The sequence below is a fragment of the Streptomyces mayonensis genome, assembly GCF_018982965.1.
Classification (GTDB): Bacteria; Actinomycetota; Actinomycetes; order Streptomycetales; family Streptomycetaceae; genus Streptomyces; species Streptomyces mayonensis.
In genome coordinates, this window is the sequence record NZ_JACBYP010000034.1 from 1 (window position 1) to 19,988 (window position 19,988).

The 19,988-nt window shown below is 72.3% G+C and carries 22 protein-coding genes; 8 read left to right on the forward strand and 14 right to left on the reverse strand.

What is annotated here, in order from left to right; genetic code table 11:
- A partial coding sequence (locus tag HZS56_RS15530) for a TerD family protein (protein WP_216721266.1) occupies positions 1–643 on the forward strand: 643 nt, incomplete at its 5' end.
- A gap of 87 nt (positions 644–730) precedes the next feature.
- On the opposite strand, the gene HZS56_RS15535 is transcribed toward HZS56_RS15530, so the two are convergent.
- Positions 731–1,303, reverse strand: a complete 573-nt coding sequence (locus HZS56_RS15535) for a TetR/AcrR family transcriptional regulator (RefSeq protein WP_216721267.1) — start codon at positions 1,301–1,303, stop codon at positions 731–733.
- 188 nt (positions 1,304–1,491) lie between these two features.
- Here HZS56_RS15535 and HZS56_RS15540 point away from each other — a divergent pair, with 188 nt between their 5' ends.
- The 5 genes from HZS56_RS15540 to HZS56_RS38220 all read left to right on the forward strand — a co-directional run bounded on the left by HZS56_RS15540 (position 1,492) and on the right by HZS56_RS38220 (position 7,241).
- Entirely contained in the window at positions 1,492–2,364 is an 873-nt protein-coding gene (locus HZS56_RS15540; protein WP_308408082.1) for a polyphosphate polymerase domain-containing protein, read from the forward strand.
- Positions 2,361–3,044 (forward strand): DUF4956 domain-containing protein, encoded by a 684-nt coding sequence (locus HZS56_RS15545; protein ID WP_031046903.1) that lies wholly within the window; start codon positions 2,361–2,363, stop codon positions 3,042–3,044. The genes HZS56_RS15540 and HZS56_RS15545 overlap by 4 nt, the downstream gene beginning before the upstream one ends.
- Positions 3,044–4,717, forward strand: coding sequence for a CotH kinase family protein (locus tag HZS56_RS15550; RefSeq protein ID WP_216721268.1), 1,674 nt, complete (start codon positions 3,044–3,046; stop codon positions 4,715–4,717). The genes HZS56_RS15545 and HZS56_RS15550 overlap by 1 nt, the downstream gene beginning before the upstream one ends.
- Positions 4,718–4,840: 123 nt before the next feature.
- Positions 4,841–5,584, forward strand: a complete 744-nt coding sequence (locus tag HZS56_RS15555; RefSeq protein WP_216721269.1) for a response regulator transcription factor — start codon at positions 4,841–4,843, stop codon at positions 5,582–5,584.
- Positions 5,585–5,588: 4 nt separating this feature from the next.
- Positions 5,589–7,241: a HAMP domain-containing sensor histidine kinase gene (locus HZS56_RS38220; RefSeq protein WP_308408083.1), complete on the forward strand. Its 1,653-nt coding sequence runs from the start codon at positions 5,589–5,591 to the stop codon at positions 7,239–7,241.
- Here the strand turns inward: HZS56_RS38220 and HZS56_RS15565 are convergent.
- Together HZS56_RS15565 and HZS56_RS15570 are read right to left on the reverse strand one after the other, a co-directional pair.
- Positions 7,238–8,704, reverse strand: a complete 1,467-nt coding sequence (locus HZS56_RS15565; protein WP_216721270.1) for an alkaline phosphatase PhoX — start codon at positions 8,702–8,704, stop codon at positions 7,238–7,240. The genes HZS56_RS38220 and HZS56_RS15565 overlap by 4 nt on opposite strands.
- Positions 8,705–8,967: 263 nt before the next feature.
- On the reverse strand, positions 8,968–10,395 hold the full coding sequence (locus HZS56_RS15570; protein ID WP_216721271.1) for a hypothetical protein: 1,428 nt from the start codon (positions 10,393–10,395) through the stop codon (positions 8,968–8,970).
- A 332-nt stretch (positions 10,396–10,727) separates the two neighbouring features.
- On the opposite strand from HZS56_RS15570, the gene HZS56_RS15575 reads away from it, so the two are divergent.
- The gene (locus HZS56_RS15575) at positions 10,728–12,569 is read left to right on the forward strand and encodes a DUF8508 domain-containing protein (RefSeq protein WP_216721272.1); all 1,842 of its coding nucleotides are present in this window, start codon (positions 10,728–10,730) and stop codon (positions 12,567–12,569) included.
- Between the two features lie 33 nt (positions 12,570–12,602).
- Here HZS56_RS15575 and HZS56_RS15580 read toward each other — a convergent pair whose 3' ends face one another.
- The 4 genes from HZS56_RS15580 to HZS56_RS15595 form a co-directional block, all read right to left on the reverse strand.
- Positions 12,603–13,307, reverse strand: coding sequence for an antibiotic biosynthesis monooxygenase family protein (locus tag HZS56_RS15580; RefSeq protein WP_216721273.1), 705 nt, complete (start codon positions 13,305–13,307; stop codon positions 12,603–12,605).
- A 220-nt stretch (positions 13,308–13,527) separates the two neighbouring features.
- Complete coding sequence (locus HZS56_RS15585) at positions 13,528–13,995, reverse strand: DUF3618 domain-containing protein (protein ID WP_216721274.1); 468 nt, start codon at positions 13,993–13,995, stop codon at positions 13,528–13,530.
- Positions 13,992–14,411, reverse strand: a complete 420-nt coding sequence (locus tag HZS56_RS15590; protein WP_216721275.1) for a phage holin family protein — start codon at positions 14,409–14,411, stop codon at positions 13,992–13,994. Before HZS56_RS15590 ends, HZS56_RS15585 begins: the two co-directional genes overlap by 4 nt.
- A 68-nt stretch (positions 14,412–14,479) precedes the next feature.
- Positions 14,480–14,719, reverse strand: coding sequence for a hypothetical protein (locus HZS56_RS15595; RefSeq protein WP_216721276.1), 240 nt, complete (start codon positions 14,717–14,719; stop codon positions 14,480–14,482).
- A 186-nt stretch (positions 14,720–14,905) separates the two neighbouring features.
- On the opposite strand from HZS56_RS15595, the gene HZS56_RS15600 reads away from it, so the two are divergent.
- Positions 14,906–15,094 carry a hypothetical protein gene (locus tag HZS56_RS15600; RefSeq protein ID WP_216721277.1) on the forward strand — a complete coding sequence of 63 codons (189 nt, stop codon included), beginning with the start codon at positions 14,906–14,908 and terminating at the stop codon, positions 15,092–15,094.
- Positions 15,095–15,140: 46 nt separating this feature from the next.
- Here HZS56_RS15600 and dapD read toward each other — a convergent pair whose 3' ends face one another.
- The 7 genes from dapD to sufC all read right to left on the reverse strand — a co-directional run bounded on the left by dapD (position 15,141) and on the right by sufC (position 19,984).
- Positions 15,141–16,130, reverse strand: coding sequence for a 2,3,4,5-tetrahydropyridine-2,6-dicarboxylate N-succinyltransferase (gene dapD, locus HZS56_RS15605; RefSeq protein ID WP_216721278.1), 990 nt, complete (start codon positions 16,128–16,130; stop codon positions 15,141–15,143).
- A gap of 9 nt (positions 16,131–16,139) precedes the next feature.
- The gene (locus HZS56_RS15610) at positions 16,140–16,733 is read right to left on the reverse strand and encodes a TetR/AcrR family transcriptional regulator (RefSeq protein ID WP_216721279.1); all 594 of its coding nucleotides are present in this window, start codon (positions 16,731–16,733) and stop codon (positions 16,140–16,142) included.
- Positions 16,733–17,053 (reverse strand): DMT family transporter, encoded by a 321-nt coding sequence (locus HZS56_RS15615; protein ID WP_216721280.1) that lies wholly within the window; start codon positions 17,051–17,053, stop codon positions 16,733–16,735. Before HZS56_RS15615 ends, HZS56_RS15610 begins: the two co-directional genes overlap by 1 nt.
- 93 nt (positions 17,054–17,146) lie before the next feature.
- Positions 17,147–17,479: a metal-sulfur cluster assembly factor gene (locus tag HZS56_RS15620; RefSeq protein ID WP_216721281.1), complete on the reverse strand. Its 333-nt coding sequence runs from the start codon at positions 17,477–17,479 to the stop codon at positions 17,147–17,149.
- Positions 17,476–17,946 (reverse strand): Fe-S cluster assembly sulfur transfer protein SufU, encoded by a 471-nt coding sequence (gene sufU / locus HZS56_RS15625; protein WP_216721282.1) that lies wholly within the window; start codon positions 17,944–17,946, stop codon positions 17,476–17,478. The genes HZS56_RS15620 and sufU overlap by 4 nt, the downstream gene beginning before the upstream one ends.
- A 20-nt stretch (positions 17,947–17,966) precedes the next feature.
- Positions 17,967–19,223 carry a cysteine desulfurase gene (locus tag HZS56_RS15630; RefSeq protein WP_216721283.1) on the reverse strand — a complete coding sequence of 419 codons (1,257 nt, stop codon included), beginning with the start codon at positions 19,221–19,223 and terminating at the stop codon, positions 17,967–17,969.
- Positions 19,220–19,984 carry a Fe-S cluster assembly ATPase SufC gene (gene sufC, locus HZS56_RS15635; protein WP_216721284.1) on the reverse strand — a complete coding sequence of 255 codons (765 nt, stop codon included), beginning with the start codon at positions 19,982–19,984 and terminating at the stop codon, positions 19,220–19,222. The genes HZS56_RS15630 and sufC overlap by 4 nt, the downstream gene beginning before the upstream one ends.
- Positions 19,985–19,988 lie beyond the last annotated feature (4 nt).

A 19,988-nucleotide genomic window follows, 5' to 3' on the forward strand; every position in this document is an offset into this window, starting at 1 on the left:
CTTCGGCGTCACGGTGGAGGAGCCCGCGCCGCCGGCCGCACCGCCCGCCCCCGCACCGGGCGCCGGCAAGATCAACCTCGACAAGGGCCGGGTCAGCCTCCAGAAGAACCAGACCGTGTCCCTCGTCAAGGGCGGCCGGCCGGTGCTCTCCCAGGTCAAGATGGGCCTCGGCTGGGAGCCGGCGTACCGCGGCAAGGACATCGACCTCGACGCGTCGGTCATCGCCTACGGCCCGCAGCGCAACCACATCGACAGCTGCTACTTCGGCAAGCTCTCGATCCTGAACGGCGCGGTCAAGCACTCCGGCGACAACCTCACCGGCGAGGGCGGCGGCGACGACGAGGTGATCGTCGTCGATCTCGGCCGGCTGCCGCAGGAGGTCAGTGGCCTGGTCTTCACGGTCAACTCGTTCTCCGGCCAGAAGTTCACGGAGGTCGCCAAGGCGTACTGCCGCCTCGTCGACGCCGCGAGCGGCGAGGAACTGGTCCGCTTCGACCTCACCAGCGCCGAGGCGCAGACCGGCGTGATGATGGCGAAGCTGATCCGCCAGTACTCCGGCGAGTGGGAGATGACGGCCATCGGCGACTTCGTCAAGTCCCGCACGGTACGCGGCATGGTGAAGCCGTCGGCGCAGGCGCTGTAGCCGACCGGCCGCCCACCTGAGGCGCCCCGCCCGGATCGAGGGGCGGGGCGCCTCCTCAGTGACGGGCCCTGGAGCTCCACAGCGCCCCTACGCCCGCGCCAGTCCCTCCATGAGCAGCGCCAGGTACCGCCGGACGGCCGTTCCGTCGCTCTCCCCGGCCGACTCGCACGCCGTCACGACCCCGTGCACCAGCCGCAGCACGTCGATCGGCTCGACGTCGCCGCGCACCGCCCCCGCCTCCTGCGCCGCGCGCACCAGCCGTTCCGCCGCACCGCGCACACAGTCGCCGCACGCCCGGTCCGCCACCGCTTCCGCCCCGGTGAAGGCCGTACCCAGCAGCGCCTTCATTCCGCACACCTGGAGCATGCCGACGGCGAGTTCGCCGAGCCACCCGACGAGCGCCGCCCCCGGCGGGCGGGCGGCCGCGAGGGTGTCGGCGCGGGCGGCGATCGCCTCGACGCTTTCGAGGTAGACGGCCTCCAGCAAGGCCTGCCGCGTCGGGAAGTGCCGGTACAGCGTGCCGGTCCCGACCCCCGCCCGCCGGGCGACGTCGTCCAGCGACGCTCCCGCCCCGTGCTCGGCGAACACCTCGGCCGCCGTCCGCAGCAACCGCGCGCGATTGCGCCGGGCATCCGCTCGCATGGGCCTGACCTGCGTCATCACTTCCCCCTGCCGCTCGGCACGTACGGGCCACCCTACCGAGGCGGCCCTGGAAGCCCCTTCCGTTCATCTTCCGGACGCCCGGAAGACTCCTCCAATCCACCCGGAATTCTCATGGCTCCCTCATCTGCCGCTGGTTGCGTGCTCCTGGCCGGTCGGTCGGCGACGTACGACGAAGGAGGCGCAGGGTGGTCCCCTCGCAGGGTGAGGAACCGTTGCATGTGGCGAGCCGGCTGCACGCGTTCAACCGGTTCGAGCTGAAGTACCTCGTTCCCGTGGAGCAGGCGGCGGCCATCCGGGACGAGCTGGCCGAACGCATGGACCGGGACGCGCACAGCCCGGTCGGCGGGTACGGCGTGTGGAGCCTCTACTACGACACGCCGCGCCTGCGGTTCTACTGGGAGAAGATCGAGGGCCTGAAGTTCCGCCGCAAGCTGCGCATCCGGCACTACGGCGGCCCCGACGGCGTCACCGACGACTCCCCGGTCTGCGTGGAGATCAAGCAGCGCGTCAACCGCGTCACCCAGAAGCGCCGGATCACCCTCCCCTACGGCACGGCCCGGCAACTGTGCGACGGCAGGGAGGCGGTCGCCCACTCGGAGCGGGAGAGCGCCTTCGTCCAGGAGGTGCTCGACCTCGTCGTACGGCTGGACCTGCGGGCCACCGCGATCACCGGCTACCAGCGCGAGGCACTGGTCGGCCGGGGCTCCGACACCGGCTTGCGCGTCACCTTCGACCGTCGGGTGCGGGGCCGGGACCGGGACTTCCACTTCGGCACGCCCACGCCCGAGAACCGGTTCACCGTCCCGCCGCACATGGCGATCATGGAGATCAAGGTCAACGAGCGCACGCCGCACTGGATCACGGACCTGACGGCGCGCCGCAACCTGAACCTGATCCGGGTCTCCAAGTACGTGCAGTCCATCGAGACGTTCGGCCTCGCGCCCCGGTCCGTCTTCCACGTCAACGAGGCGGACTTCCCGCCGCCCACCCCACCAGAGGAACAGCCGCTGCAGCAGCGGTCGGCGCCCCACGCGCCGTTGAAAGCAGGAGCCAAGTGAACTTCGATCTCGATCTGCAGGAACTCAGCGGCACGTTCAGCGTGGCCGACGTCGTGGCGGCGATGGCGCTGTCGTTCGTCCTGTCCACACTGATCGGCTTCGTGTACCGGTACACGCACCGCAACGTCTCCTACAGCCAGTCCTACGTGCAGACCCTGGTGATCGTCGGCATGATCGTCGCACTGATCATGCTGGTCGTCGGATCCAACCTGGCGAGGGCGTTCTCCCTGGTCGGCGCCCTGTCCGTGGTCCGCTTCCGCAACGCGGTCAAGGAGACCCGGGACGTCGGCTTCATCTTCCTGGCGATGGCCATCGGCATGGCCTGCGGCGCCCGCTTCTACACGCTGGCGGCGGTCGGCGCCGTGGTGATCTGCGCGGTCGTCCTCATCATGTTCAAGTTCGACTGGTTCGCCCTCAACGTGCAGCGCCAGGTCGTCAAGGTGCAGGTCCCGGCCGGTGACGACTACACCCCGCAGATCCGCGACGTCCTGATCAAGTACACCAGCGAGTTCGAGCTGGTCAGCACGGAGACGATCCGCGGCGGCGCGCTCAGCGAGGTGTTCTACACCGTCCGTCTGAAGAAGGGCGCCGAGCCCGGCGACCTCGTCAACGCCCTCCAGGAGCGTACGTCGGGACAGCGGGTCACCGTGCTGACCGGCTACGACACCACCGACCTGTGATGGCGGCCGACCCGACGGCGCGACGCGCACGGAGGCTGCGGGACCGGCTGCCGGTACGGCTGCGCCACCACTGGAAACCGGCCGCCGCCCTCGGGGTGGGCCTCGCCTCGATGGTGTACTTCCTCGGCGACGCGCGGATCTCCCCGTACGTCACCTCCGCCTCGCGCGTCGAGGCGGACGCCGTCACCGACGACGTCGCGGGGACGGTGGACCTCTACGACACCTCGGTCCCGCACTCGGTGGAGCTGACCTACGACCAGACCGACTTCGACAAGATGATCAAGGAGTTCAAGGACGACGGCACGAAGGAGTACATCGAGGCGGACCTCACCGTCGACGGCGTCCACCTGAACGACGTCGGCATCCGCCTCAAGGGCAACTCCACCCTGATGTCCCTGCGGGGCGGCGGCCGCGGCATGCCTGGTGGCGGCCAGGACATGCCGGACGGCGCCCCGCAGGGCGCCCGCCGGGGCGACGCGGGCGGCGGTGCGGCGGGCGGCGCCGACGGCAACCGCAACGGCGACGGGCAGGCCGGCGGCGGACGGGGCGAAGGCGGCGGAGGCGGGGGCATGGCGATGTACGACCTGTCCGAGAAGAAGCCCGAGGAACTGCCCTGGCTCATCAAGATCGACGAGTACGTCGAGGGCCGCGCCTACCAGGGCGAGCGGGAGATCTCGCTGCGTCCGGGCAGCAACGCCGAGGTGCCGCTCAACGAGGCGCTGTCCCTCTCGCTCACCGCCGCGAGCGGCCAGAAGGCCGAGCGGTACGGCTTCACCTCCCTCACGGTGAACAACCGCCCGGCCGTCACCCGGCTGATGGTGGAGAACCCCGACACCGACTACGGCGAGGACATAGGCGACGGCGACGGGGTGCTGTACAAGGCCCGGGCCGGCAGCAGCTTCGACTACGCGGGCGACGACCCGACCGACTACGAGAAGTCCTTCAAACAGCTCAACAAGAAGGGCAGCCAGGACCTGGAACCGGTCATGAAGCTCATCAAGTGGGTCAACGAGGCGTCGGACGAGCAGTTCGCCCGCGACCTCGGCACCTACGTGGACGTCGACTCCCTGGCCTCCTACGTCGCCACCCAGAACCTGTTGCTGAACTTCGACGACATGGCCGGACCGGGCAAGAACTACCTGCTCCGGTACGACCTGGGCACCAGGAGGTTCTCGGTGCTCGGCTGGGACTACAACCTCACCTTCAGCGGGGACGCGACCGCGGGGCCGGACGACTCCGTCGGCATGGGAGGCGGAGGCCCGGGCGTGGGCGCGGGCGCGGACGGGGCGCCGGAACAGGACGGCCAACCGGGCCAGGACCGGCCGGCGGGACAGGCCCAGCCACCGGGGCCGGAGCAGGGGCCGGAGCAGGGACAAGGGCAGGAACAGGGCCAGGGCCGGGCGGGAGGCGGCGGCCCCATGTCCGGGCACGTCCTCAAGACGAGGTTCCTGGAGTCGGACGCCTTCGACGACGTCTACGAGAAGGCGTACCGGAAGCTGTACCAGGCGTTCTTCGGGTCCGGCGCCGCCTCCGAGGCACTGACGGACCTCGCCGACCAGGCACGGGCCGCGGGCGCCGACTCCGAACAGCTGGACTCGGCCGTGTCCGCCCTGCGCAGGACCGTCACCGAACGCGGCAAGGCCCTCGCCGCGAACGAGCAGGTGACCGGCTGACGGGTCCCGCACAGGCTGCCCGGCTACCATCGCGCCGCACCGTGGCCCCCGCCCGCCCACGGGCCGGGGCCACGGCCCGCACCACCGGCCCCGTTCCCGTCCGACACGCCCGAGGTGTGCACCATGACCGAGCACCGCCCCGTCCCGCGGACCCCCACCGGCGGGCACACGATCCTCGTCGTGGAGGACGATCCGAGCATCCGCGCGCTGCTCACCGCCGCGCTCACCGCCGCCGGACACAGCGTGGTCACCGCGGCCTGCGGACGGGAGGCGATGTCCGAGGCGGACAGCGGCCGACCGGACCTGGTCGTCCTGGACGTGATGCTGCCCGACACGGACGGGTTCCTGCTCACCCGTGAACTCCGGGCGCGGGGCTGCTACACGCCGGTGCTCTTCCTCACCGCCCGGACCGACATCGAGGACCGCATCATCGGCCTCAGCGCGGGCGGCGACGACTACGTCACCAAGCCGTTCCACGTCCAGGAGGTCCTGCTGCGCATCAGAGCCATCCTGCGCCGCGGCACGGCTGCCGCGTCCGCCGCCGTGCCGCGGGCCCCGCTGCGGTACGCGGACCTGACCCTGGACGAGGACGCGCACCGCGTCCGCCGCGCGGAGCGTGCGGTGAAGCTGTCGCCGACCGAGTTCCGCCTCCTGTCCTGCCTGCTGTCCCACCCGGAACGGGTCCTGGAGAAGCGGGAGATCCTGCACCAGGTCTGGCAGTACGGCTTCTCCGGCGACACCCGCATCGTCGACACGTACGTGAAGAGCCTGCGCCGCAAGATCGACCAGGTACCGCCCGCGCTGATCCACACCGTGCGCGGGGTGGGGTACTGCCTGCGGCTCCCGCCCGAGGAGGCGGGGCGGTGACACCGTGAGCCGTCCGGGCCGGCTGTGTCCGCGCTCGCTGCGCAGCCGTCTCGTGCTGATCGCCGGGCTCCTGGCCACCGGCGCGGTCGCCCTCTGCCAGCTCGCCGGCCTGGTGGTCCTGCGGTCCTGGCTGACCGACCAGGTCGACGACCGGCTCGCCGGGTTCCGGCCGCCTCCCGGGATGTACGAGGACCTGGCCGACGGCAGCCTCAGCCACCGGGCCCCCGACGTGCTGCCCTCCGACTACCGCGTCTTCTTCTACGGCCCGCAGGGCGACCTGCTCAAGGACGCGCTGGGACGCACCAGCCCGGCCGGACCGGACCTGCCCGACCGGGCGGCCGACCTGGAGCTGTCCGACGGCAGGCCCGCCACGGTGCCGGCCGACGGCGGCGACGGCTCCGACTGGCGGGTGATCGCCGCCTCAGGTCCCGGGCAGGTGCGGTCGGTGGTGGCCCTGCCGCTCGACACGGTGGACGGCGCGACGGCCAAGCTGCTCTGGTTCGGCGTCGGGCTCGGCACGCTGGCGGCGGGCGGCGTCGTGCTGCTGGGCAACGCCGCCGTCCGCCTGGGTCTGCGTCCGCTCACCCGGGTGGAGCGCACCGCCGAGCACATCACCGCGGGCGACCTGGAGCTGAACGTGCCGGTGACCGACGCCGACACGGAGGTGGGGCGCCTTGGCCTGGCCCTCAACACGATGCTCGACCGGCTCCGCAGCGCCCTGCACCGGGCCGAGGACTCGGAGCGGCGCATGCGGCGGTTCATGGCGGACGCGGGTCACGAACTGCGCACCCCGCTCACGGCGATCCAGGGTTTCGCCGAACTCCTCGTCGACCAGCCCCGGATGACCGGCGCGCGACGCCGGGAGGCGCACAGCCGGATCGTGCACGACGCCGACCGCATGAGCCGCCTGGTCGACGACCTCTTCCTGCTCGCCAAGCTCGGTCACGCGCCCGTACGCCGCCGCGAGCGCGTCGACCTGCTCTCCCTGTGCGCGGACGCCATCGCGGACACCGCCGTACGCCACCCGGACCGGAACATCGGCCTCCAGCCGCTCGGCGGCCGCCTGCCGGGCCGGGGCGAGGGCGAGGGCGAGGAACGGGCCAGGAGCGGTGCCGATGCCGGAGCGGGTGCCGGTGCGGGTTCGGGTTCGGGTGCGGGTGCGGGTGCGGGTTCGGGTTCGGGTGCGGGTGCGGGTGACTGGGAGAACGACGGGGGCCAGGACCTCGACGTCGTCGAGGCGCTCGGCGACGGGCACCAGCTCGCCCAGATCCTGGGCAACCTCCTGTCCAACGCCTGCGCGCACACCCCGGCCGGCACCCGGGTCCTCGTCCGGGTGGGCGCAGCCCGGGCCGGCGGGGACTGCGGTGGCACGGACCGGCCCGGCCGGGTCGGCACCGGGCGGCCGATGCCGTACGGGGCCGCCGTGTGCGTGGTCGAAGTCGTCGACGACGGGCCGGGCATCGCCCCGGACGACGCACGGCACGTCTTCAGCCGCTTCTACCGGGCCGGGCGCCGCGACCCGGACCGGGTGGCCGGCTCGGGTCTCGGGCTCGCCATCGCCTCCGCCATCGCCGAGGCGCACGACGGGCGTCTGGAACTGGACGGCCGCCCCGAAGGCGGCTGCGTCTTCCGCCTCCTGCTGCCTGCCGTCGGTTAGCGTTCCCGGCGCTGGCGCTTCCAGGGACCCGTGATCGCCAGCATGATGCCCGGCGTCTGGATGTTGGCGTACAGGGTCCGGCCGTCGGGCGAGAAGGTGACGCCGGTGAACTCGCTGTACTCGGGGTCGTCCTCGGTGCCGATGTTCAGCTCGTTGCGTGCGATGGGGTAGGTGCGCCCGCTGTCGGTGGCGCCGAAGAGGTGCTGGACGCCCTCGCCGTCCTCGGCGATGACCAGACCGCCGTACGGGGAGACGGTGATGTTGTCCGGGCCGTCGAAGGCGCCGTCCTGGTCGGGGTCGGCGTTGACGCCGAGCAGGACCTTCAGGGTGAGGGTGCGCCGCTTCGGGTCGTAGAACCAGACCTGGCCGTCGTGGGGGCGGCCGGGGCTCTCGTCACGGGCGTAGGAGGAGACGATGTACGCGCCGCCGTCGGCCCACCACATGCCTTCCAGCTTGCGGGCGCGGGTGACCTCGCCGTCGGCGAACTGACTGCGCACGGAGGTGCTCTTCGCGTCGCGGTCGGGGACGTCGACCCAGTCGACGCCGTAGACCGTGCCGGTCTTCGTCGCGCGGGAGAGGTCGTCGACGAACCTGCCGCCGGAGTCGAGGCACTTGAACGCCTGGAGGACCCCGGCGTCCTCGGCCAGGGCGCGCAGCCGGCCGCGGCCGTGCCGGAAGTGCTCCGGCGGCGTCCAGCGGTAGAGCAGGCCGTTGGGTCCGGAGGCGTCCTCGGTGAGGTAGAGGTGGCCGCGCCCGGGGTCGACGACGACGGCCTCATGGGCGTAGCGGCCGAGCGCTTTGATCGGCTCGGGGTCCCGGTTGGCGCGGTGGTCCTCGGGGTCGACCTCGAACACGTAGCCGTGGTCCTTGGTCATGCCGTTGGAGCCGGCCCTGTCCTCGGTCTCCTCGCAGGTCAGCCAGGTGCCCCACGGGGTGCTGCCGCCCGCGCAGTTGGTGGCGGTGCCGGCGATGCCGACCCACTCGGCGACGTGGCCGCCGCGCCGGACCTCGACGACGGTGCAGCCGCCGGCGGCGGCGGGGTCGTAGACGAGGCCCTCGGCGAGCGGTACCGGGTGCGGCCAGTCGTCGCGGTGGCCGCCCAGCTCGTGGTTGTTGACGAGGAGGGTGGCGCCGCGCGGGCCGTCGAAGGTGGCGGTGCCGTCGTGGTTGGAGGGGGTGTACTCGCCGGACTCCAGCCTGGTCCGCCCGGAGTAGGTGATGACCTCGTAGCTGAAGCGGGCGGGCAGGGCGAGGATGCCGTCCGGGTCGGGGATCAGCGGCCCGTAGCCGATGCCGCCGTGGCCGTGGCCGTGACCGTTGCCGTGCTCCTCCCCCACGCTCTCGGTGTCCGTGGAGGCGAGCGCGTTGGGGGCGGTGGCGAGGGCGCCGACACTGCCCGCCAGTGCGACTCCGGCACCGGTGAGCGCCGATCGGCCGGCGAAGTCCCTGCGGGTGAGCGACATGCTGTCTCCTGTGACGTGGGCGAGCCGTGGAGGGTGGCGTACCTCGGTCCGCCGCCACGGTGGCGCCCGCGCCTGAACGGGAGGCGCACGCATGTCTGAACTCCGGCTGAACCGGCGGCGACCTCTCACCGTCCCGGCGCGGGGGTTCCCCGCCCCCGTGCGGACCGGCCCGGGGCGACCGCCGTCCGCACGGCGTGCCACCGGGACCCGGATCAGTCCGGCCGCTTTCCCTCCCCTTGTCCCCCGCCTTCCTCCCCGCCGGGTCAGCCGCCGTGCTGGCTGCGGGCCTTGAAGGCGGCCTTGCGGGCCTCCTTGGCGATCTTCTTGTCGGGGTGCAGCCGTCCCATCGCCTCCAGGACGTCCGGGGTCGCCGGGTGGCCGACGCGCCAGGCCGTGTCGAAGAAGCCGCTGTGCTGCTGGGCCAGACCCTCCACCAGGGCCTGCAGTTCCTCGGAGTTGCCCTCTGCGGCGAGCTGCGCGGCGACGGTGTCGATGGTCAGCCAGAAGACCATCTCCTGCGGCGGCGCCGGCACGTCCCGGGCGCCGTGCTCGGTGAGCCACACCCGCGCCAGGCCGCCCAGCTCGGCGTCGTCGAGGACCTCCCGCAGGGCGGGCTCGGCCTCGGCGCCGACCAGGGAGAGCGCCTGCTGGCAGCGGAGCCGGCGCAGCGGCGCACCGGGGTCCGAGCCGCGGGCCGCCGCCAGCAGTTCCCGGGCGGCGTCGAGCGGGCTCCGCCCGGCCAGCCACAGCTCGGTCTCGGCGTGGGCCGCGGCCGGCGGGAAGGGCGCGGTGCCGTCGAGGAGCGCGTCGGCGCCCTTGTCGGCGAGGTCCCCGACGGCGGGGGCCTCGAAGCCGGCGTCCAGGAGCCGGGCGCGCAGTCCGTACAGTCCCAGCGGGGTGAGCCGCACCATGCCGTAGCGGGCGACGTCGGCCTCGTCGACGGGGGCCGCGGGCTCCTCGTCGGCGTCGGCCATCAGCGCCTCGTCGACCGGCTGGTACTCGACGAGTCCGACCGGTTCGAGGAGCCGGAACTGGTCGTCCAGGCGCATCATCGCGTCCGAGACCTGCTCCAGGACCTCGTTGCTGGGCTCGCCCATGTCGCTGGGCACGATCACGGAGGCGGCCAGGGCGGGCAGCGGCACCGGGGCGTCGCCGGGGCCCTCGTCGCCGACGGTGAGCAGGTACAGGTTGCCGAGCACGCCGTCGAGGAACTCGGACTCGGCCTCGGGGTCCCAGTCGAGGGAGGAGAGGTCCACCTCGCCGCCCTCGGCCATCGCGTCGACCAGGTCGTCGAGGTCGGGCACGCTCGCGTCGGCGAGCACCGCCTCCAGGGCGGTGAGCCAGAGTCCGAGCACGTCCTGCGGGGAACCGCCGGTGAGCAGGGCGAGGTCCTCGCCCGGAGCTACGGTGCCCGCTTCCTCGTCGGTGATCTCGACGAGCCCGGTGTCCACGGCGATCCGCCAGGCCTCGCTCGCGTACGCGGCGGCGTCGTCCCCGCTCAGCCCGAGCTGCTCGGCCGCCGCGGGCAGCTGTTCCTCGACGAGTCCGCCCCCGGCGTCGACCCGGGTGCCGGGGCCCGCCCAGCGGGCCAGCCGCACGGCCCGGGCGAGCACCGGCGCGGACAGCGCGTCGCGGGCCAGCTCCGCTTCGGGGCGCAGCCGTGCGGGCGGCAGGGTGGAGCTGTCTGACATCGGCTTGTTTCTCCTCGCGCGCCTTGACCGCCGTACGACCATCCGGACGCCGTACCGCTCAACGGCTCAGCCTAGACGGGTTTCCACCCATGCCGCCCGGTTCATCTCCCCGTCGGGTGGTGTACATGGCCGAAACCTTGACAACGGGCGTGACCCGGCAGGAGATTGACGCGCGTAGAAACGAAGAGGAGAGCGTGGGGAAGCGAGGGGAGGGCCGGGGAGGGACCGGGCCAGAACCGGGGGCGGCCGTCCCCCGGGACCCGTGTGCACCCTGCCGCCCCATGCGTCACGCCCTCGTCCCGGCGCCACGTCACGTCCCCGGAGGGATCCCGTTGGCCAGCAAGTCCTCGACGCGCCTCGCCGCGCTCACCGTCGCCGCCGTCTGCTCGGCGGCGTCCACCGTCGCCCTCACCGCGCCCGCGCACGCCGGCCCCGCCCCGGCCGGTTCCCTGCGGATCCACGACGTCCAGGGCAGCACCCGCCTGTCGCCGTACGCGGGCAAGCAGGTCACGGACGTGGCCGGAATCGTCACCGGCGTCCGCGGCTACGGCAACTCCAAGGGGTTCTGGATCCAGGACCCGCGGCCGGACGACGACCCGGCCACCAGCGAGGGCGTCTTCGTCTTCACGAACGAGGCCCCGCGGGTCGCGGTGGGTGACGCGGTCACCGTGTCGGGCACGGTCTCGGAGTACGTCCCGGGCGGCACGTCCTCGGGCAACCAGTCGGTCACCGAGATCACCCGCCCGACGGTCACCGTCGTCTCGAGCGGCAACGCGCTGCCGGCCGCGACGACCGTCTCCGCCCGCTCGGTGCCGCGCGCGTACGCGCCCGAGGGCGACGACGCGGCGAACGGGTCGGTCAACGGCCTGCGGCTGCGGCCCGCGCGGTACGCCCTGGACCACTACGAGTCCCTGGAGGGCATGAACGTCCGGGTCTCCGACGCCAGGGTGGTCGGCGCCACGGACCCGTACACCGAGCTGTGGGTCACGGTGAAGCCCCGGGAGAACCCGAACCGCCGCGGCGGCACGGTCTACGGCTCCTACGGCGCCCAGAACACCGGCCGGCTGCAGATCCAGTCGCTGGGCGAGCCGGCCGGCTTCCCGGCGGCCGACGTGGGCGACACCCTCGCCGGGACGACCTCCGGCCCGCTGGACTACAACCAGTACGGCGGCTACACGCTGGCCGCGCGCGAGATCGGCACTCTGGAGAGCGGCGGCACGGAGCGCGAGTCGACGCGCCGGCAGAGCGCGCGGGAGCTGGCGGTGGCGACGTACAACGTCGAGAACCTCGACCCGTCCGACGACACCTTCGCGGCGCACGCCGACGCGATCGTGCACCGCCTGAAGTCGCCCGACGTCGTGTCCCTGGAGGAGATCCAGGACAACAACGGCGCCACGGACGACGGCACGGTGGCGGCCGACGCGACGGTCGGCAGGCTCATCGACGCGATCGTCGCGGCCGGCGGCCCGCGCTACGACTGGCGGGGCATCGACCCGGTGGACAAGGCGGACGGCGGTGAGCCCGGCGGCAACATCCGGCAGGCGTTCCTGTTCAACCCGGAGCGGGTCTCCTTCACCGACCGCCCGGGCGGCGACGCGACGACGGCGACCGGGGTGCGCAAGGTCCGCGGCGGGGCGGCGCTCACCCACTCCCCCGGCCGGATCGCGCCGGCGGACCCGGCCTGGGAGGACAGCCGCAAGCCGCTGGCGGGCGAGTTCGTCTTCCGCGGCCGGACGGTCTTCGTGATCGCCAACCACTTCAGCTCCAAGGGCGGCGACCAGGGGCTCACGGCCCAGTACCAGCCGCCGGCGCGCGGCTCGGAGACGCAGCGCCACGCCCAGGCGAGGGTGGTGAACACCTTCGTCAAGGAGATCCTCGCCGTCCGGAAGGACGCGGACGTCGTCGCCCTCGGCGACATCAACGACTTCGAATTCTCGCGGACGACGCACATCCTGGAGGACGGCGGAGCACTGTGGTCGGCGGTGAAGTCGCTGCCGGAGAGCGAGCGTTACTCGTACGTCTACCAGGGCAACAGTCAGGTCCTGGACCAGATCCTGGTCAGCCCGTCGGTCCGGCACGGCGGGCACCTGACCTACGACAGCGTGCACGTCAACGCCGAGTTCCACGACCAGATCAGCGACCACGACCCGCAGGTGGTGCGGTTCAGGCCGTGACCGGCGGGCCGTAGGCGGGGCGGGTGGCGCGGGTCAGCCGGGGACGAGACCGAGGGCGTGGTCGTAGCGGTCGACCGTGCTGCTCTTCAGGCCCGGCCAGTTCTGCACCCGCGTCCACTGGGCCGTCGGCGAGCCGACGCCGTCGCCGGGGGCGGCGAGGGCGTCGCGGTGGGCCTGCGCGCTCTCCCACTCGGCGTAGTTGAGGACGCGGGTGCCGTCGGTGCTGAGGTGGAAGTGGGCGCGGATGCCGCCGGGGTGCGGCGCCGGCTCACTCTCCAGGGCCTCGAAGACGGCGTCCACCCAGGCACGCTGCCTGCCGGGGTCGGGCCCGTCGAACTCGACGCCGACGATCACGACGCACCCCGGAACGGCGGCCGCCCGGTCCTCGCCGGCCGTGCTGCGGTAGCGCCGGTACCTGCCGAGTCCGAGGCGCTCGATGCCCGGCACGGCGGTGTCGATCTCGTCGACGCGCTCCTGCCGGTGGGTTCTGGCGAAGGCCTCGTATGCCTGCTCGCTCGTCCACTGGGAGTGGTGCAGCAGGGTGCTGCCGTCGTGACCGGTGTAGACGTGGTAGCCGCGCAGCCCCTCGGCGGGCCAGGGCCGCCGCTCCCAGGTGCGGGCGATGGCGTCGACGGTCAGCCGCTGCCGTGCGGGGGTGCCCACGCGCCAGGTGCTGAAGAAGGGCGCCAGGACGTCGGGGCGGTCCAGCTCGGGGTGGGCGTCGGTGCGACGGGTCATGCCGGTCTCCAGGGGTCGGTGCTCTTCGGCTGCACGCACCACCCTCCGACCTCGACCGGACTTGAGGTCAAGCCCGGCCCGAGCACCGGCTCGGCGAGCGCGGCTCCCGGGCGAGGGCTCGCGCCGGAGCCGCCCCACCGCGCCGCGTCCGCCGTATCCGTGTACTCAGCCGTACCCCTGTACTCGGCCGTACCCGCCTGTCGCGGCCGTACCCGTGGGCTCAGCGGTGCCCGTGCCGGCGGCGGCGCACCAGGCCCACCACAAGCACCGCGCCGACCGCCACCCCGGCGACCACTACGGTGCGCGAACGCCCGAGCCCCGCCCGGACCGTGCCCCGCGCCCGCGGCGGATGCCACTCGGTGGCCCCGCCGGTCCCGGCCGTACCGGCCACCGGATCCGCCTTCCGGTGGCCGGCCCTGCCCGCCCTGCCCTGCACGGCGTGCCCGGCGTGCGCGGCGGAGCTGCGCAGTTGCACGGTCACGGCGCCGGCCCGGTCCTTCAGGTCGGCGGCCCGGGCCTTCGCACGGCCCTTCACGTCCGCCTTGCCCGCCAGCTCCTCCACGGTGTCGCCGAGCTGGCCGCGGGTCTGCTCGATCTGCCTGCGCAGTTCGTCGGGCCCCTTGGCCCCGCCGGCCGGCTGCGCGGTGGAGCCGCTCGTCGCGCCGTCCCGGCTGGTCGCGTCGGTCATCGATGTGCCCTTTCCCTGATCTGGTCCACGTCGGCCCTGACGCTGCCGAGGGTCTCCTCGGGCCCCAGCGGCACGGCCCGGCGGAGCTGTGCTCGACCGGTCATGGCCAGGACGGCGGCGATCAGGAAGAGCGCCGCCGTCACGACGAGCGCGGCGGCCCAGACGGGCAGGACCAGCGAGAGCGCGGCGGCGGCCGTACCGGCCAGCGCGAAGAGGCCGACGTAGGCGATGGCGCCCGCGGCACCCAGCATCCCGCCCCCGCGCCCGGCGCGCTTGCCCTTCTCCGCCAGTTCCATCTTGGCGAGGGCCACTTCCTGACGCACGAGCCTGGAGAGCTGCTCGGTGGCCTGTCCGACGAGTTCGCCCACGGAGTGGTTCTCGTCGTGCACCGGCCTGGTGTGCATGGTTCCGGTCACGGTGTTCCGCCTCCTCCCGGTTCGGAGCACCCCGGGTACCCAGGCCGGTACGGCGCTACCCCTGCCCCTCAGTTCCAGGCGTAGCCGTCGCCGAACAGCAGGGTGTGCTCCAGCACGTCCTCCGCCGGGTCGTCGATCTGCCCGACGTGGACGTTGAGGAGCCCCACGCGGGGCCCGTTGTGCGAACCGGTCGTCGTCTCGTCGGCGTGGGCGGCCCCCGCGGCCAGTACCGGGGCGCAGCACACCAGCGCCGAAGCGCCTGCCCCGGCCAGCCAACGCGCCACGGTCCTCGCCCGCTCGTTCGTCATACCAGGCCCTCGTTTCGTCGGATCGGCCTCTGATCGGACCCTGTGTCCGTCGTCCCGTTCATCCGCCGGACCCGGCGGAAGGTCACGCTCAGTCATCCGTACGGAGGGCGCTCCCCCGTCCACGTCACCGGGACGCGCTCCCAGACCACTGGCGGCGCGCCGCCGCGCCGCCTACGGTCGACGCCGATGAGCAGAAGACGCTACGTGGCCCGGGGCGTCCCGGGCGGATACCGCATCTGGGACACCAGGGGCCGCCGCTGGTGGGGCGACCTGTACGAACTGTGCCCCGACGACCTCCTCACCGAGCTGAACGGCCCGGCGGACCAGACCCGCGTCACCGCCCTGCTGAAGCGGTACCGGGCCCTGAAACGCTGAGCGCCCTCCCCGCGGCACACGGGGAGGGCGCTCGGCGGACGCCGGGTCAGTTGTGGCTGTGCAGGATGTCGTTCAGGCCGCCCCAGACCGCGTTGTTCGGGCGGGCCTCGACCGTGCCGGTGACCGAGTTGCGGCGGAAGAGGATGTGGTCGGCGCCGGAGAGTTCGCGGGCCTTGACGATCTGGCCGTCGGGCATCGTGACGCGGGTGCCCGCGGTGACGTAGAGGCCGGCCTCGACCACGCACTCGTCGCCCAGCGCGATGCCGACGCCCGCCTCGGCGCCGACCAGGCAGCGCTCGCCGATGACGATGCGGACGTTGCCGCCGCCGGAGAGGGTACCCATGGTGGAGGCGCCGCCGCCGATGTCGGAGCCGTCGCCGACGACGACGCCGGCAGAGATGCGGCCCTCGACCATCGAGGTGCCGAGCGTGCCGGCGTTGAAGTTGACGAAGCCCTCGTGCATGACCGTGGTGCCCGCGGACAGGTGCGCGCCGAGCCGGACGCGGTCGGCGTCGGCGATGCGGACGCCCTTGGGGGCGACGTAGTCGGTCATGCGCGGGAACTTGTCGACCGAGGTGACCTGGAGGTGCAGACCCTCGGCGCGGGCGTTGAGGCGGACCTTCTCGACGTCGTCGACGGCGACCGGGCCGAGCGAGGTCCAGGCGACGTTGGCGAGGTGGGCGAAGATGCCGTCCAGGTTCTGGCCGTGCGGCCTGACCAGCCGGTGGGAGAGCAGGTGCAGGCGCAGGTAGACGTCGTGGGTGTCGACCGGCTTCTCGTCCAGCGAGGAGATGACCGTGCGGACCGCGACCACCTCGACGCCGCGGCGGGCGTCCGGACCGACCGCAGCGGTGGCACCGCCGCCGAGGAGTTCGGCGGCCTGTTCGGCGGTGAGACGCTCGGTACCGGACGGGCCCGCCTCGGCGGACAGTTCGGGGGCCGGGAACCAGGTGTCGAGGACGGTGCCGTCGGCGGCGATCGTGGCGAGGCCGGCGGCCACGGCGCCGGTGGTGCGGGGAGCAGTCGTGTCGGTCATGAGGGCAACCTAACCGGCCGCCGCCGGTGGATGCGAGCCGGGACCGCGGCCGTCTCGGGTGCCGGGCGCGGAGAGCAGCCGGGTCAGCACCTCCCGCGCGTACTCCTCGTCGTACGGGGTGTCCGTCAGCAGGACCTGGAGGCAGATGCCGTCGAGTACGGCGACCAGGGCGCGGGCCGTGGTGGGGTCGGTGCGGGCGGCGAGCAGGGCGCCCACGCCCTCGGCCCACTCCGCGGCGACGGGGCGCAGCGCGGGACGGCGCAGGGCGGCGAGGTACAGCTCGTACTCCAGCTCCACGCCGGTGCGGTCGCCGCCGAGCCACTCGCCGAGGACGCGGGCGAGTTCGGCGGGCAGGTCGGCCTCGGGGTCCGAGAGGGCGGGATGCGCGGCGACGACCTGGGCGAAGCCCTCGTTGGCCTGGCGCAGGGCGGCGACCATGAGGTCGTCGAGGGTCGTGAAGTGGTACGTCGTGGAGCCGAGCGGCACGTCCGCCTCGGCGGCGACGCTGCGGTGGCTGAGCCCGGCGATGCCCTTCCGCCCGACGACCCTGATCGCCGCGTCAATGATGCGCTGGCGGCGTTCGGGATCGTGGCGGCGGGGCATCAGTGGGCTCCGCCGAGGTTGAGGACGACGACGCCGAGGATGATCAGCGCGATGCCGGCGGCCTTGGTGGCGGTCATGCCCTCGCCCATGAAGAGCACGCCGATCGCGGCGATGGCCGCGGTGCCCAGGCCGGACCAGATGGCGTAGGCGGTGCCGACGTTCAGGGTCTTCAGGGTCTGCGCGAGCAGCCCGAAGGACACGATGTAGCCGAGGGCCGTCAGGAGCGAGGGGGCCAGCCTGCTGAAACCCTCGCTGTACTTCATGGCGGTGGTCCCGGCGACCTCGGCGGCGATGGCTCCGACCAGGAGCAGATATCCCATGTGTACGAGCGTACATAACGGGGCGAGAGGCGGACACGGAAACGGCGGCACCCGAAGGTGCCGCCGTTTCCGAAGCAGTACTGCCGGTGTGGTTCAGACGTTGAACCCGAGCGCGCGCAGCTGCTCGCGGCCGTCGTCCGTGATCTTGTCCGGACCCCACGGCGGCATCCAGACCCAGTTGATCCGCAGCTCGTTGACGATGCCGTCGGTGGCGGACTTGGCCTGGTCCTCGATCACGTCGGTCAGCGGACACGCCGCCGACGTCAGGGTCATGTCGATGGTGGCGATGTTCGCCTCGTCGACGTGGATGCCGTAGATCAGGCCGAGGTTGACGACGTCGATGCCCAGCTCGGGGTCCACGACGTCCATCAGGGCCTCGCGGAGTTCCTCCTCCGAGGCCGGTTTCATTTCCACGGTCTCGCTCATGCCGTCGTCTCCTTCTCGGCGTCGGCGCCGTCCAGCGCCTGGGCCGTCGCGTCCTTCCAGGCCATCCAGCTCAGCAGGGCGCACTTGACCCGGGCCGGGTACTTCGAGACCCCGGCGAACGCGACCGCGTCCTCCAGGACCTCCTCCATCGCGTCGTCGGGCTCGATCCTGCCCTTGGACTGCATCAGCTCCAGGAAGGTCTCCTGGATCCGCTGCGCCTCGGCGAGGTCCTTGCCGACCAGCAGGTCGTTCAGCACGGAGGCGCTGGCCTGGCTGATGGAGCAGCCCTGACCCTCGTAGCTGACGTCACTGATCGTCGTGCCGTCGTACTTCACGCGGAGCGTGATCTCGTCCCCGCAGGTGGGGTTGACGTGGTGGACCTCGGCGTCGCCATCCCGCAAGCCCCGCCCGTGCGGGTTCTTGTAGTGGTCCAGGATGACGTCCTGGTACATGGAGTCCAGCTTCATGCGATCGCTCGTCCGTCCTGTCAGCCGAAGAAGTTCCGTACGTGCTCCAGGCCGTCGACCAGCGCGTCGATCTCGGCCGGCGTGGAGTACAGATAGAACGACGCTCGGGTGGTCGCAGGAATTCCGTAGCGCAGGCAGACGGGGCGGGCGCAGTGGTGTCCGACCCGGACGGCGATGCCCAGCTCGTCGAGGACCTGGCCCACGTCGTGCGGGTGGATGTCGCCGAGCGTGAAGGAGATCGCGGCGCCGCGCTCCTCGGCCGTGGTGGGGCCGATGATGCGCAGGTCGGGGACCTCGAGCAGCCGCTTGACCGCGTACTCGGTCAGCGCGTGCTCGTGCGCCAGGATCCGGTCCATGCCGATCGAGTTCAGGTAGTCGATCGCGGCACCCAGGCCGACCGCGCCCGCGATGGGGGGCGTGCCCGCCTCGAACTTGTGCGGGGCGGGGGCGTAGGTGGAGGAGTGCATCGAGACCGTCTCGATCATCTCGCCGCCGCCGAGGAACGGCGGGAGGTCCTCCAGCAGCTCCTGGCGCCCCCACAGCACGCCGATGCCGGTCGGGCCGCACATCTTGTGGCCGGTGAAGGCCACGAAGTCGGCCTGGAGGGCCTGCACGTCCAGCGGCATGTGCGGCGCGGCCTGGGAGGCGTCGATGCAGACGAGTGCCCCGACCTCCTGGGCGCGGCGCACGATGGCCTCGACCGGGTTCTGGGTGCCCAGGATGTTGGAGACCAGGACGAAGGACACGACCTTCGTCTTCTCGGTGATGACCTCGTCGACGTTGGACAGGTCCAGGCGGCCGTCGTCCGTGAGGCCGAACCAGCGGAGCTTCGCACCGGTGCGCTGCGCGAGCAGCTGCCACGGCACGATGTTGGAGTGGTGCTCCATCTCCGTGATGACGATCTCGGTCTCGTGGTCCACGCGGTAGGGGTCGTCGGCCCAGCCCAGCATGTTCGCGACCAGGTTGAGGGACTCCGAGGCGTTCTTGGTGAAGATCACCTCGTCGCGCGAGGGCGCGTTGATGAACTCCGCGACCTTGTCACGCGCGCCCTCGTACAGCGCCGTGGCCTCCTCGGCGAGGACGTGCACGCCACGGTGGACGTTGGCGTTGTGCTGCTCGTAGTACTCGTCGAGCACGTCGATGACCTGGCGGGGGGTCTGCGAGGTCGCGGCGTTGTCGAGGTAGACGAGCTTCCGCCCGTCGTGGACCCGGCGGTCCAGGATCGGGAAGTCCTTGCGGATCGCCTCGGTGTCGAGGAGGCCCGGCAGCTGTGTCACTCGGATGCGCCGCCCTTCGTGTATGCCTCGTAGCCCTCGGCCTCCAGCTTGTCGGCCAGCTCGGCGCCGCCGGACTCGGCGATGCGGCCGCCTGCGAAGACGTGCACGTGGTCGGGCTTGATGTAGCGCAGGATGCGCGTGTAGTGCGTGATCAGCAGGGTGCCGACCTCGCCGGTCTCGCGGACCCGGTTGACGCCCTCGGAGACGACGCGCAGGGCGTCGACGTCCAGGCCGGAGTCGGTCTCGTCGAGGATCGCGATCTTCGGCTTGAGCAGCTCCAGCTGGAGGATCTCGTGGCGCTTCTTCTCACCGCCGGAGAAGCCCTCGTTGACGTTGCGCTCGGCGAAGGAGGGGTCCATGTTGAGGCGCTCCATGGTCTCCCTGACCTCCTTGACCCAGTGCCGCAGCTTGGGGGCCTCGCCGCGGACGGCGGTGGCGGAGGTGCGCAGGAAGTTGGAGACGGAGACGCCGGGGACCTCGACCGGGTACTGCATGGCGAGGAAGAGGCCGGCGCGGGCGCGCTCGTCGACGGACATCTCCAGGACGTCCTCGCCGTCGAGCGTGACGGTGCCGCCGGTGATCGTGTACTTGGGGTGACCCGCGAGCGAGTAGGCGAGGGTCGACTTGCCGGAGCCGTTCGGGCCCATGATGGCGTGCGTCTCGCCCTGCTTCACGGTGAGGTCGACGCCCTTGAGGATCTCCTTCGTGGCGTTGTCGGCCTCGACGGTGACGTGCAGGTCTCGGATTTCAAGCGTTGCCATGGGT